Origin of the sequence: Burkholderia sp. A2, from assembly GCF_001729305.1 — a bacterium.
GTDB lineage: Bacteria > Pseudomonadota > Gammaproteobacteria > Burkholderiales > Burkholderiaceae > Burkholderia > Burkholderia sola.
The window spans coordinates 47,709-60,788 of record NZ_LZXX01000101.1 but is presented as its reverse complement, the minus strand read 5'-3'; the positions used below and the strand labels follow the sequence as shown (position 1 = coordinate 60,788).

The window sequence follows — 13,080 nt, the reverse complement described above, 5'->3', positions numbered from 1 at the left end:
CGATAAAAACGACGGATGAGTTGAAAGTTAGCAATGCCATCGACATGGCAATGATCGAATCCAAAACGGTTATAGAATACAACGGACGAGTAAAACGTGAGGATGGACTGTAATGGACGATGCGTGACCCCAACTTCAGCAATTCATACGGGAAGTACGCGCCGCCGGAGTATTCGCGCTGGACGAGGAATTAACTCGCGATATGGGCCTGCATCATGATCTCGATTGGGAACCACCCAGAATCGTGAGCGTCATGCAGACGTGGGCTGAACGATTTCACGTCGACCTCAGCGACTTCAATATCGCCTACTACGTTCCATCCGCGAGTGTGCGAAAGCGTGACGTAGTGCTGGCTGCGTTGAAGTCGCCGTTCAGCGCAAAGGCGCGAGAATCGCTAGGAGGGCGATCGCTCACACTGGGGATGTTGGAAGAAGCAATGAAGCGGGGGCGATGGGAACGGCGTTAACGACGCACCGCCGCCAGCGCCTGCGCCACACCGACATATTCGGCCACGCTCACATCCTCCGCACGGCGCGCGAGATCGAAGCCGAGCGCGTCGAAATCGATCGTCTCGCGGTAGTCGCCGAGCGTATTGCGCAGCATCTTGCGGCGCTGCGAGAACGCGGCGGTGACGATTTCGCCGAGCAGCGCCGGATCGACGTCCGGCAGTTCGTGCGGCTCGTACGGAATCATCCGGACGATCGCCGAATCGACCTTCGGCGGCGGCTGGAACGATTCCGGCGGCACGTCGAGCATCTTTTCCATCACGTAGCGGTATTGCAGCATCACCGACAGCCGCGAAAACGCCTTCGTGCCCGGCTCCGCGACCATCCGCTCGACGACCTCGTTCTGCAGCATGAAATGCTGGTCGATCACCGCATCGGCGAACGTCATCAGGTGAAACAGCAGCGGGCTGGAGATGTTGTACGGCAGGTTGCCGACGATCCGCAGCGACGGCTTGTCGCCGGGCATCGCGAGCGAACCGAAGTCGAACGCGAGCGCGTCGCCCGCGTGCAGCTTCAGCAGCGCGCCGAAGCGTTGCTGCAAGCGCCCGATCAGATCGCGGTCGAGCTCGACCGCGTGCAGCGGCGACTCCGGCGTCGCGAGCCGCTCGATCAGCGGCCCGGTCAGCGCGCCGAGCCCGGGGCCGATCTCGACCATCCGCTGGCCGCGCGCGGGGCCGATCGTCGCGACGATCGAGTCGATCACGCCGTGATCGACGAGGAAGTTCTGCCCGAAGCGCTTGCGCGCGAAATGGCCTTGGTGCTGTCTGCTGTTCGACATCGACTGAGTAAAACGAAAAATACGACGAATGGGGTAACCGGCAGCGTCAGGCTGCGCGGCGATGGCGCGCCATCGTGACGGCCGTATCGAGCGCGGCGATCATGCTGCCCGGATCCGCGCGGCCCGTGCCGGCCAGATCGAGCGCGGTGCCATGATCGACCGACGTGCGGATGATCGGCAGCCCGAGCGTCACGTTGATGCCCTCGCCGAACGTCGCGTACTTCAGCACGGGCAGACCCTGGTCATGGAACATCGCGAGCACGCAATCGGCATCGGCCAGATGGCGCGGCTGGAACAGCGTGTCGGCCGGATAGGGCCCGCGCGCGTCGATGTGTTGCGCGTTCGCGCGGGCCAGCGCCGGCGAGATCACGTCGATCTCCTCGCGACCGAGATAACCGTTCTCGCCCGCGTGCGGGTTCAGGCCCGTCACGAGGATGCGCGGCGCGGCGAGACCGAAATCGCGCCGCAGGTCGCGGTCGATGATCGCGAGCGTCTCGACGAGCCCGTCGATCGTCAGCGCGGCCGATACGTCCTTCAGCGGCAGGTGCGTGGTCGCGAGCGCGACGCGCAGCGGCCGGTGGCCGGTGCCGGCCAGCATCATCACGACGCGCGGCGTACGCGTGCGTTCTGCCAGGTATTCGGTATGACCGGTGAACGGCACGCCCGCATCGTTGATCGTGCTCTTCTGCAGCGGCGCGGTGACGATCGCGTCGTACCGGCCGGCCAGCGCGCCGTCGATCGCCGCGTCGAGCAGCCCGAGCACGTAGCGGCCGTTCGCCGCGTCCAGCTTGCCCGCCTGCGCGGGCGCCGCCAGCGCGTGATGCGCGACCGACACCTGCGCGCCGCCGGCCAGCGTGTCCGCATCGACGCCGACCGCCGCCGCTCGCGCGTCGAGCAACGCGGCATCGCCGAGCACGGTGAAATGCGCGTCGGGCCAGCGCTGCGCGGCGTCACGCAGCGCCTGCACGGTCAGCTCCGGGCCGACCCCCGCGGGTTCGCCGGTCGTGATCGCGATCTGCAGCGCGCGCGTGCTCATCCGAGGCTCGCTCAGTTCGCCGGGCCGACGCCGCCGATCTTGTACTGCACGTACGACGAATCGCGCAGCTCGCGCAGCCAGTCGGCATACGCCTGCTCGGCCTTGCGCTGGCCGATCGCCTGACGGGCGATGTCCATCTGCTGCTGCACCGACCCTTCCGCCTCGCGGCGGTTCAGCACCTGGATCAGGTGATAGCCGTATTCGGTACGAATCGGCTGGCTGATCTGGCCGTCCTGCAGGTTGTTCATCGCGCGCTCGAATTCCGGCACGGTCTCGCCCGGGCTGATCCAGCCGAGATCGCCGCCCTGCGACGCGGAACCGTCCTGCGAGTAGGTGCGCGCGAACTTCGCGAAATCGCCGCCGGCCTCGACCTGCTTGCGGATGTCGGCCAGTTGCTGGCGCGCCTGGCCTTCCGACTTGCCTTCGCCGACGCGCAGCAGGATGTGGCGCACGTGCGTCTGGACGATCTTCGGCGCCGCGGCGCTCGCGCCCTGGCTCTGGCGGCGATCGACGAGGCGCACGATCTCGAAGCCGTCCGGCACGCGGATCAGCGTCGGGTTGACCTCGCCCGGGCGCAGCTTCGACGCGGCGTCGACGACGTCGGGCGGCAGCGCGCTCGGCGCCTTGAAGCCGAGATCGCCGCCCTTCTTCGCGTCGTTCGCTTCGGAGTTGTTCTTCGCGAGGCGCTCGAAATCGGCGCCGGACTTCGCCTGCTGCAGCAGCGCTTCGGCCTTCTTCTGCGCGGCTTCGATGTCGGCCTGCGGCGCGTTGGTGGGCGCCTTGATGAAGATGTGCTGGAAGCGCAGGTCCTGCTGCTGCGAGGCGTTCGGCCCGCGCTGGCTCGCGATGTAGTTCGCGACCTCGGCGTCCGACACCGTGATCTTGCCGTCGACCTCGCGCTCGCGCAGCTTCGACAGCATCAGCTCGGTGCGCGCGTCGCTCGTGAAGATGCTCCAGGGCACGCCCTGCGCCTCGAGGCGCGCGCGGTACTGGTCGAGCGTCATCCCGTTCGCCTGCGCGAGACGCTGCAGCGTGGCCTGCACGGTCGCGTCGTCGATGCGGATCCCGTCGTCCTTGGCCTTCTGCACCTGGATACGTTCGAGCACCATCTGGTTCAGCACCTGCGCGCGCAACTGGTCGGCCGGCGGCACCGGTGCGTTCTGCTGCTGCAGGCGGCGTGCGATCAGGCCGGCGCGCTGGTCGAGTTCGCGGCCCGTGATCACGTCGTTGTTGACCACGGCGACGACTTCGTCGGCGAGCTGCGCACCTTGCGAACCGAGTGCCTGCGCCGCGGCCGGCGCGGCGGCGAGCAGCGCGGCGGACGCGGCGAGGCTGGACACGACTGCCGCGAAACGAAGGGTTTTCTTCATTGCCACTGAAACTCCATTGAAATCGTGCTGACCGGTGCAGACATGCCGGCGTTACTCGTAGTTGCTGAAGCGGGACATCGGCGGCGGCGGCGGCGGCAACGGCGTGTAGCCCGGCACCCCGGCGCGGAATGCGGACACGAGGCCGTTGTCGATGGTCGACAAGCCCTTGAGCGTCAGCTGCATCATGAAGCGCGTCGACGAGTTCTGCTGTCCCGACGAATTGATGCCGTTCGCGGCCCGCTGCACCCCGACCCCGAGCGCCCAGCAATCCGCGTCGTATTGTAAGCCGACCAGACCGTCGACCACGCGGTCCCCGGCGAAGTCGTAGTTGAACCGACCGATCGCATACAGACGGCGCGTGAGCGGCCACTGCGCGGACACCAGGAACTGGTTGATCGGCTGGTTGTCGAGCGTGGTGTTCACGCGCGTATAGCGGTAGCCGACGTTGATCACGCGGCGCTCGCCCGGGCTGTAGCCGAAACCGATGCTCGACTTCACGAGCTGGTTGTTGTTCTGGTTGTACTGGAACGCCGTTTCCGACATGAAGCCCGAGCCGAGCTTCAGCGCGGCGCCGACGATCAGGTCCGAGTGGCGCGCCAGCACGGCGCTCTGCCCGGGGTTCAGCGTGACGCGCTGATCGGCGAAGTAGTACTGCTGCGCGATCACGAAGCGCGCGCGCTCGTCGCCGGTGCGCGGATCGATGAAGCGCGAGGTCAGCCCGGCCGTGATCCGGTTCGCATCGGCGATCCGGTCGTTACCGACGAACGTGTTCGGCTGGTAGATCTCCGCGAGGCCGAAGTCCGATTCCGCGGTGTCGAACAGCGGTGCGTTCGACTGATCGCGATACGGCGTGTACACGTAGTACAGGCGCGGCTCGAGGGTCTGGATGAAGTCCTGGCCGAACAGGCGCACCGAACGGTCGAAGATCAGGCCCGAATCGAAGCTCACGGTCGGGATCGACTCGGTGAAGCGCTTCGGGCTGTTCGGCGTGGCGGACGATAGGTAGTTCAGGTCGTACGACGCCAGGTGGTACTGGACCTTCGGCACCGCGAAGTAGCCGGGGCCGTACACGCCGTACGAGATGTACGGGTTGAAGACGATCCGGTCGCCCTGGGTCGCATCGGCGGTCGTGATGCGGAACCGCGAATAATCGGCTTCCGCGCCGAAGTCGAAGCCGCCGACGTTGTACTTCGTGTACTTCACGTTCAACTGCGGCTCGCGGCTGTACGGCGCGATCGACGGCGGCAGCGTCTGCCAGTGCTGGTAGCGCGCGAGCACCGACCACGGACCGTTGTTGTACGTGAGGCCGGCCTCCTGCTGGTACAGCGTCTGCGTGCCGTTGATGAACTGGTTCGCCGACCCGAGGTCTTCCGGATACGTGTTGTCCGAGACCTTGTTGAAGTAGACGTAGCCGCCGAAGCCGCCGCCGAAGTTCTGCTGGTGCTGCCAGTAGATCGCGTAGCGGTTGCGATGCGCGAGCCGGTCATCCGGCAGGTAATTGGCCGTAAACGTGCCCGAATACGACGGCGATAGATAGCGGAACGTCGCTTCGGTCATCACGCCGCGCCGCGAGATGATGCGCGGCGTGAGCGTCAGGTCGCGGTTCGGCGCGATGTTGAAGTAGTACGGCAGCGACAGCTCGAAGCCGTTGTTCGAGTTCACCGAGAACGTCGGCGGCAGCAGGCCGCTGCGCCGCTCGCCCGACAGCGGGAACGTCATCCACGGGCTCGCGAAGATCGGCACGCCCTGGAAGAACAGCACGCCGTTGCGCGCGGTGCCCTCGTCGGCGCCCGTATCGAAGTCGAAGCGGCTGCCCTTGATGTACCACGCGGGGTTCGTCGAGCACTGGCACGCGGTGTACGTGCCGTTGACGAACACCGAGCGCTCGTTGTCGACCATGTCGACGCGCTCCGCGCTGCCCGACCCGCCCGTCACGTTGAAGTGATACTTCGGCGCGGTCATGAAGCCCTGGTTCGCCTCGATCTTCAGGTGCGCCTCGGGGCCGGCGAACGACGTGCCGCCATTGACCACCTTGACCTGGCCGTACGCATCGGCCATGTCGGTATCCTGATCGTAGTGGATCGCGTCGGCCTTCACGACGGCGTCGCCGCGCCGCAGCTCGGCCGAACCCTTCGCGGCGAGATCCTGCTCGGCGGTGCCGCTCGTATGGTCGGCGATCACGAAGGCGGCCGGCTTCGCACCGTCCTTCAGCGGATGATCCTCGAGCTGGGGCGCGAGACGCAGATCCCACGGAGAGTCGAGCGGCTGCGGCTGCGCAGCCGCGCCCGACAGCTGCGCGTACGACACGGCCGGCACGAGGCCGGGCACGGCCAGGAGCGCGAGCGCGAGCCGCCGTTTGCGCGGCGCCCCGTCACCGGGGAAAACATTCGGGAATAGCGGTTTGGGCGGCATCTATCGTTTGGCGAATCGCCCCTTGTCAACCGCGCCTGCACGGCACCTTCGCGCGCGGCGAGCCGCGCCGTCGAGCCGCGACTGCGGCTCTTCGCAAACCGGGGAGGCGATCGGGCGGACGGCGCGACAGGCGGCGGGCCTGCACGGCGGAAGCTGACGCGGGGCGCGTCAAAAAAGTCGTGGGGTATTATATGGCAAGACGTTCCCCCCTCCGCCGAGTTTCATGACGCCCCCATCCGCCGCATCCCAGCCCGACGCCCGCCTCGACGCGCTCACCGCGTGGCTGAACCCGCTCGCCGAGCGCTACGCCCTCGATCTGTCGACCCTCGCGCCCGCGTCGTCGGACGCCAGTTTCCGCCGCTATTTCCGGGTCGCGTCGGCCACGAGCCCCGGCGGCACGCTGATCGCGGTCGATGCGCCGCCGCCCGAGAAGTGCCGCGAGTTCGTCCAGGTCGCGCAGCTGCTCGCCGCGGCCGGCGACCACGTGCCGGACGTGCTGGCCCACGATTTCGACGCGGGCTTCATGCTCGTGACCGACCTCGGCCGCACGTCCTACATCTCGGTGCTCGATCCGGCCGATCCGGTCGCGGCCCGCCCGCTGATGCGCGCGGCGCTCGACGCGCTGATCCGCTTCCAGCTCACGTCGAAGCCCGACGTGCTGCCGCCGTTCGACGAGGCGTTCCTGCGCCGCGAAATGGAGCTGCTGCCCGAATGGTTCGTCGGCCGCCATCTCGGCAAGCCCGTCACCGACGCGATGCGCGGCACGCTCGACCGCACGTTCGCGCTGCTGGTCGCGAGCGCGCACGCGCAGCCGCAAGGCTTCATGCTGCGCGATTTCATGCCGCGCAACCTGATGGTCTGCGAGCCGAACCCGGGCGTGCTCGACTTCCAGGACGCCGTCTACGGGCCGCTGACGTACGACGTCGTGTCGCTGCTGCGCGACGCATTCATCAGCTGGGACGAAGAGTTCGAGCTCGACTGCTTCGCGTACTACTGGGAAAAGGCGAAGAAGGCCGGCCTGCCGGTCGACCCGGATTTCGGCGAGTTCTACCGCCAGCTCGAATGGATGGGACTGCAGCGCCACATCAAGATCCTCGGCCTGTTCGCGCGCATCAACTACCGCGACGGCAAGCCTCACTACCTGAACGACCTGCCGCGCTTCCTCGCGTATGCACGCAAGGTCGCGCTGCGCTATCGCCCGCTCGTACCGTTCGCGAAGCTGCTCGACGAGCTCGAGGGCAACGCGCCGGCCGACGTCGGCTATACGTTCTGACCGTCCTCGCACCCAGTCGACCATGAGCACACCCCTGACCACGGCGATGATCTTCGCCGCCGGACGCGGCGAACGGATGCGTCCGCTGACCGACACCTGCCCGAAGCCGCTGCTCGAAGCCGGCGGCAAGCCGCTGATCGTGTGGCAGATCGAGGCGCTCGCGCGCGCGGGCATCGACACGATCGTGATCAACCACGCGTGGCTCGGCGAGCAGATCGAGGCCGCGCTCGGCGACGGTTCGCGCTGGGGCGTGCGACTCGCGTATTCGGCCGAGGGCGACGCGCTGGAAACCGCCGGCGGCATCGCGCAGGCGCTGCCGCTCATCGAGCGCGACGGGCAGCCGACGGTGTTCGCGGCGGTCAGCGGCGACGTGTACTGCGCGTTCGACTACCGGACGCTCGCGCCGCGCGCCGCCCGGATGGCCGGGCTCGACACGCCGGCGATGCACCTCGTGATGGTGCCGAACCCGCCGTTCCATCCGGCCGGCGACTTCGCGCTCGGCGACGACGGCCGTCTCGCGCTCGACGGCGCCGCGCGCTTCACGTTCGGCAACATCGGCCTGTACGACACGCGGATGTTCCGCGACCTCGCGCCCGGCACGCGGCGCGCGCTGACGCCGTACTATCGCGCGGCGATCGAAGCCGGCCGCGCGAGCGGCGAACTGTACGAAGGGATCTGGGAGAACGTCGGTACGCCCGCGCAGCTCGGCGAACTCGACGCACGGCTGCGCGCCGCCGCGGGCTGATCGTTGCGCGGCCGAGCGCCGGTTCGTCGGGTGGCCGGCGCGGTGCGCCGATGGCCTGCCGGCCGATGAATGCCCGGCCGAGCCGGGATCACGTGCCGCGAACGTCCGCCGGTTCACCCGACGGTGACGCCGCCACGCCGCCCGTCGCCGAGCGGGCAGCCGAACGGACGGGCAACCATCCGCTCCCGCCGCGCGCCGCGTTGCGCGACACCCGTGCTCACGCGGCCTCGGCCTCTTCGCCGCCCGCCGCCGCGCGCTGCTGCTGCAGCGCCCACATCTGCGCATACAGCCCGTCCGCGCGCACGAGTTCGTCGTGCGTGCCGCGCTCGACGATCCGCCCGTGGTCCATCACGAGGATCTGCTGCGCATGCACGACCGTCGACAGCCGGTGCGCGATCACGAGCGTCGTGCGATGCCGCGCGATCTGATCCAGCTCGTGCTGGATCGCGCGTTCCGAGCGGGAATCGAGCGCCGACGTCGCTTCGTCGAACAGCAGCACCGGCGGATCCTTCAGCAGCGTGCGCGCGATCGCGACGCGCTGCTTCTCGCCGCCCGACAGCTTCAGCCCGCGCTCGCCCACCGGCGTGTCATAGCCCTTCGGCAACCCTTCGATGAAATCGTGGATGTGCGCGGCGCGCGCGGCCGCGACCACCTCGTCGCGGGTCGCCGTCGGCCGGCCGTACGCGATGTTGTAGTAGATCGAGTCGTTGAACAGCACGGTGTCCTGCGGCACGATCCCGATCGACGCGCGCAGCGATTCCTGCGTGACGTCGCGAATGTCCTGCCCGTCGATCCGGATCGCGCCGCCCGCCTGCCGGTCGAGATCGTAGAAGCGGAACAGCAGCCGCGACAGCGTCGATTTCCCCGAACCGCTGTGACCGACCACCGCGGTCGTCGTGCCGGCATCGATCGTAAACGTCACGTCGTGCAGGATCTGCCGCGACGGCTCGTACGCGAAGTTCACGTGCTCGAAGCGCACCTGCGCGCCGGCCACCGCGAGCGGCGGCGCATCGGGCCGGTCGGCCACTTCCTTCGGCGCCGACAGCAGCCCGAACATCCGGTCCATGTCGGTCAGGCTCTGCTTCAGCTCGCGATAGACGACGCCGAGGAAGTTCAGCGGAATGTAGAGCTGCAGCATGAACGTATTGATCAACACGAGATCGCCGAGCGTCAGCTTGCCCGCGAGCACGCCCTGCGTCGCGCGCCACAGGATGAACACGAGCCCCGTGCCGATGATCGCCTGCTGGCCGAAGTTCAGCACCGACAGCGAGTTCTGCGAGCGGATCGCGGCCTTCCGGTAGCGCTTCAGGTTCTCGTCGTAGCGCTGCGCCTCCCACGCCTCGTTGCCGAAGTACTTCACCGTCTCGTAGTTGATCAGCGAGTCGATCGCGCGCGAATTCGCGCGCGAATCGAGCTCGTTCATCGTGCGGCGGAAGTGCGTGCGCCAGTTGGTGACCTTCACGGTGAACACGATGTACGTGACCAGCGCCGCGAACGTCACGTACGCGTAGTAGGCCTCGTACTTGACCACGAAGAAGCCGAGCACGAGCCCGACCTCGACGAGCGTCGGCAGGATGCTGTACAGCGAGTACGAAATCAGTTGCTGGATGCCGCGCGTGCCGCGCTCGATGTCGCGCGACATGCCGCCCGTCTGCCGCTCGAGATGGAAGCGCAGCGACAGCCCGTGCAGATGCCGGAACACCTGCAGCGCGAGCTGGCGCACCGCGCTCTCGGTGACCTTCGAGAACAGGATTTCGCGCAATTCGGTAAAGAGCGACGTCGACAGCCGCACGAGCGCATACGCGACGACCAGCAGCCCGACGCCGCCCGCGAGCACGATCCCGGCCGACTGCTCGGCGCGGCCGAGCGCGGTAAGCTGCTGCACGGCGGACAGGTGATCGACGATGCGCTTCATCACGACCGGCACGCCGAGGTTCGCGACCTTCGCGCCGATCAGGCAGCCGAGCGCGAGCGCGACGCGCCATTTGTAGGTGGTCAGGTACGGCAGCAGCGACCGGATGGTCTGCCAGTCGTTGCGAGGCCCGGTCGAAGCCGGCGCGGGCTCGCCGGAAGCGGGAAATCGGCGCATGGGGAAAGGTCCTGCGGCGATGCCGGGCGCGCGTATCGGCGGCCGGCTCGCGCGCTTTCTCGTACAATTTGCGAACGTTGTATTGTCGCAGAAGCCGCTTCGCGCCGCTGCCGGCGGACTCGCCGGCCAGCGTGCGCGCGGCGGCTCGTTTATTACAGGATGAAAGCCCCGCCATGACCGATTCGACCCTCGAACTCCCGCAGAAGCAGCCCGCGCTGCGCGTCGTCCCGCAACCGCACGACGCGAACGTTCACGGCGACGTGTTCGGCGGCTGGATCATGTCGCAGGTCGACATCGCCGGCTCGATTCCCGCGAGCCAGCGCGCGAACGGCCGCGTCGCGACGGTCGCGGTCAATTCGTTCGTGTTCAAGCAGCCGGTATTCGTCGGCGATCTGCTGAGCTTCTACGCCACCATCATGCGCACCGGCAACACGTCGATCACGGTCGACGTCGAGGTGTACGCGCAGCGCATGCGCCTGATGGGCGAAGTCGTGAAAGTCACCGAAGCGACGCTCACCTACGTCGCGACCGGCCCGGACCGCAAGCCGCGGCAACTGCCGCCGCTCTGACGGCGGGCAAGCGCCGGGCCGCCGCGCGGCATGCGGCCGTCAGTGCGTGGCCGTCAGCCCGAATTCCCGCATCGCGGGCACGAAATCGTGATTCAGCGTCGGTTTGCGCGACAGCTTGACCAGCACGTAGCGCTGGAACGGCGCGAGCCGCTGCCACTGCGCGAGCGCGGGCGCCGGCAGCCCGGCCAGCGCGCTCTGCCGCACCAGCGACTCCGGCACCGTGTCGACGGCGCGCCAGGCCGGCTGCTCGTCGGGCTGGAACCATGAAGGCTCCAGATCGGCGTGCGTGCGCAGCATTTCGAACAGCGCGTGATCGAAGTTGGGCTCGATCGCGGTGTCGTCGTCGGCCGGAAAGCGCGCGAGCAGCTTGCGGTCCTCGAGCGGCAGCAGTTGCCACTGTTCGAGCGAAATCCGCAGGCCGAAGCGATCGAGATTGAAACGCACGATCATCGGGATGTACGTGAAGTTTTCCGACGAATCGTGTTCGAAGTTGAAGAGCAACGGAGCGTCGCTGAGTCCCATGGTCGTTACCTGACGTGGCGGATGCCGGCGCGGCCGGCTTGCCTGGGGTATTTTAGAACCTCTGCGCGCGGGCGGCGGCACGATCGTCGCCGGCCGTACCTCGAATCAACGGAGTGCTCGTGAATCCGACCCAATCAGATGAACCGCGCGGCGCGATCGAGCTGCCCGTGAGCCGCACGCGCGGCGGCGCGGTCGAAACCGCGCACGACTTCGTCGGCCAGGAATGGCCGGTCGCACTCGTCTTCAACGGCATCTCGCATGCGGTGATGATGTGCACGCCATGCGACCTCGAAGCGTTCGCGGTCGGCTTCGCGATCTCGGAAGGGATCGTCGCGCGCGGCAGCGACATCAAGGACATCGAGGTGATCCTGCACGCCGACGCGCCGCTGCCGCATGCGGAAGTCCATCTGGAAGTCGTCCAGCAGGCGTTCGCCGCGCTGAAGGACCGGCGCCGCGCGCTCGCGGGGCGCACGGGCTGCGGCGTCTGCGGCATCGAAAGCATCGACCTGCTCGACCTCGCGCCCGAACGCGTGCCCGACACCGGTTTTCTCGCGCGCCTCGCACCCGACGCGCTGGCGCGCGCCGCGCATGCGCTGCCGGCGCATCAGGCGCTCACGAAACTGACCGGCGGGCTGCATGCGGCCGCGTGGTGCGATGCAACAGGCGCGATCCGCACGGCATTCGAGGACGTCGGGCGCCACAACGCGCTCGACAAGCTGATCGGCTCGCTCGTGCTGGCGCGCGCCGATACCACCGACGGCTTCGTGTTCCTGTCGAGCCGCGCGAGCTACGAGCTCGTGCGCAAGGCCGCGCGGGTCGGCATCCCGCTGGTCGCGACCATTTCCGCGCCGTCGTCGCTCGCGATCGAAATCGCGAAGGCGGCCGGCTTGCGGCTCGTCAGCTTCTGCCGCGAAACCGGCCACGTCGACTACGGCACGGCCTGATCGCGATCGGGCCCGCGCACCGGCAATCCACCGCCGGCGCGGCCTGCGCCGTCAGTCGAACTGACGGAAATCCGGCTTGCGCTTCTCGAAGAACGCCGTCATCGCCTCGCGCGCTTCCGGCGCGCGCAGCATCGCCGAGAAGTGGCGCGCTTCCTCGGCCATCCGCGCGGGCGTCGCCACGCCGCCCGTATCCTTGAGCAGCGCCTTCGTCACACGCAGCGATGCCGCCGGCAGCGCCGCCAGCTTCGCCGCCTGCTTCGCCGCGAACGCGTCGAGCTCGGCCGCCGGCAGCACGCGGTTGACGATGCCGATCCGGTGCGCTTCCAGCGCGTCGAACGCCTCGCCCAGCAGCAGCTTCTCGGCGGCGACCTGATGACCTGCCAGCTGCGGCAGCAGTGCGCTCGACGCGGCTTCCGGGCACAGCCCGAGCTGCACGAACGGCAGCGAGAACGTCGCGGTGTCGGCCGCATAGACCAGATCGCAGTGCAGCAGCATCGTCACGCCGACGCCCACCGCAATGCCGGGCACCGCCGCCACGACCGGCTTGCTCGCGCTGCTGATCCGCGCCAGAAACTGGAAGACCGATGCGGTGTCGTCCTGCGGCGGCGACTTCAGGAAATCCTCGAGATCGTTGCCCGAGCTGAAATTGCCGTCGCTGCCGCGCAGCAGGATCACGCGCGTCGCCTTGTCTTCCTGCGCGTCGGCGAGCGCATCGGCCATCGTCTGGTACATCGCCGCCGTCAGCGCATTCTTCTTCGCCGGGCGCGCGATCGTGATCGTCATCACGCCGTCGGCGCGTTCCACTTGAATGTCGGCCACAACCGTCTCCTTTGACT

General features: G+C 67.9%; 12 protein-coding genes. 5 read left to right on the top strand and 7 right to left on the bottom strand.

Annotation, left to right across the window (positions count from 1 at the left end; all coding sequences use genetic code 11):
• The first annotated feature begins 145 nt into the window (after positions 1 to 145).
• A complete protein-coding gene (locus tag A9Z05_RS35005) occupies positions 146 to 466 on the top strand; it encodes a DUF1493 family protein (protein ID WP_084044346.1) in 321 nt (106 codons plus the stop codon).
• Here A9Z05_RS35005 and rsmA read toward each other — a convergent pair.
• From rsmA to A9Z05_RS19955, 4 genes are read right to left on the bottom strand one after another with little or no spacing between them, the layout of a single operon-like run.
• Positions 463 to 1,284, bottom strand: coding sequence for a 16S rRNA (adenine(1518)-N(6)/adenine(1519)-N(6))-dimethyltransferase RsmA (rsmA, locus tag A9Z05_RS19970; RefSeq protein ID WP_069619605.1), 822 nt, complete (start codon positions 1,282 to 1,284; stop codon positions 463 to 465). The two genes, A9Z05_RS35005 and rsmA, sit on opposite strands and share 4 nt — an antisense overlap.
• 46 nt (positions 1,285 to 1,330) lie before the next feature.
• On the bottom strand, positions 1,331 to 2,320 hold the full coding sequence (pdxA, locus tag A9Z05_RS19965) for a 4-hydroxythreonine-4-phosphate dehydrogenase PdxA (RefSeq protein WP_069619604.1): 990 nt from the start codon (positions 2,318 to 2,320) through the stop codon (positions 1,331 to 1,333).
• An 11-nt stretch (positions 2,321 to 2,331) separates the two neighbouring features.
• On the bottom strand, positions 2,332 to 3,690 hold the full coding sequence (locus A9Z05_RS19960) for a peptidylprolyl isomerase (RefSeq protein WP_050014667.1): 1,359 nt from the start codon (positions 3,688 to 3,690) through the stop codon (positions 2,332 to 2,334).
• 51 nt (positions 3,691 to 3,741) lie between these two features.
• Complete coding sequence (locus A9Z05_RS19955) at positions 3,742 to 6,102, bottom strand: LPS-assembly protein LptD (protein WP_069619603.1); 2,361 nt, start codon at positions 6,100 to 6,102, stop codon at positions 3,742 to 3,744.
• Positions 6,103 to 6,325: 223 nt separating this feature from the next.
• Here A9Z05_RS19955 and A9Z05_RS19950 point away from each other — a divergent pair, with 223 nt between their 5' ends.
• The gene (locus A9Z05_RS19950) at positions 6,326 to 7,375 is read left to right on the top strand and encodes an aminoglycoside phosphotransferase family protein (RefSeq protein WP_069619602.1); all 1,050 of its coding nucleotides are present in this window, start codon (positions 6,326 to 6,328) and stop codon (positions 7,373 to 7,375) included.
• Positions 7,376 to 7,397: 22 nt separating this feature from the next.
• Entirely contained in the window at positions 7,398 to 8,120 is a 723-nt protein-coding gene (gene murU, locus A9Z05_RS19945; protein WP_069619601.1) for an N-acetylmuramate alpha-1-phosphate uridylyltransferase MurU, read from the top strand.
• 217 nt (positions 8,121 to 8,337) lie between these two features.
• Here the strand turns inward: murU and A9Z05_RS19940 are convergent, their stop codons facing one another.
• Positions 8,338 to 10,209 (bottom strand): ABC transporter ATP-binding protein/permease, encoded by a 1,872-nt coding sequence (locus tag A9Z05_RS19940; protein WP_069619600.1) that lies wholly within the window; start codon positions 10,207 to 10,209, stop codon positions 8,338 to 8,340.
• 173 nt (positions 10,210 to 10,382) lie between these two features.
• On the opposite strand from A9Z05_RS19940, the gene A9Z05_RS19935 reads away from it, so the two are divergent.
• Entirely contained in the window at positions 10,383 to 10,778 is a 396-nt protein-coding gene (locus A9Z05_RS19935; RefSeq protein WP_006485741.1) for an acyl-CoA thioesterase, read from the top strand.
• Positions 10,779 to 10,817: 39 nt separating this feature from the next.
• Here A9Z05_RS19935 and A9Z05_RS19930 read toward each other — a convergent pair whose 3' ends face one another.
• Positions 10,818 to 11,300 (bottom strand): nitrate reductase associated protein, encoded by a 483-nt coding sequence (locus A9Z05_RS19930; protein WP_069619599.1) that lies wholly within the window; start codon positions 11,298 to 11,300, stop codon positions 10,818 to 10,820.
• A gap of 119 nt (positions 11,301 to 11,419) precedes the next feature.
• On the opposite strand from A9Z05_RS19930, the gene fdhD reads away from it, so the two are divergent.
• Positions 11,420 to 12,244: a formate dehydrogenase accessory sulfurtransferase FdhD gene (gene fdhD, locus A9Z05_RS19925; protein ID WP_069619629.1), complete on the top strand. Its 825-nt coding sequence runs from the start codon at positions 11,420 to 11,422 to the stop codon at positions 12,242 to 12,244.
• 51 nt (positions 12,245 to 12,295) lie between these two features.
• Here fdhD and A9Z05_RS19920 read toward each other — a convergent pair whose 3' ends face one another.
• Complete coding sequence (locus A9Z05_RS19920) at positions 12,296 to 13,063, bottom strand: enoyl-CoA hydratase (RefSeq protein ID WP_069619598.1); 768 nt, start codon at positions 13,061 to 13,063, stop codon at positions 12,296 to 12,298.
• Between the last annotated feature and the right edge of the window lie 17 nt (positions 13,064 to 13,080).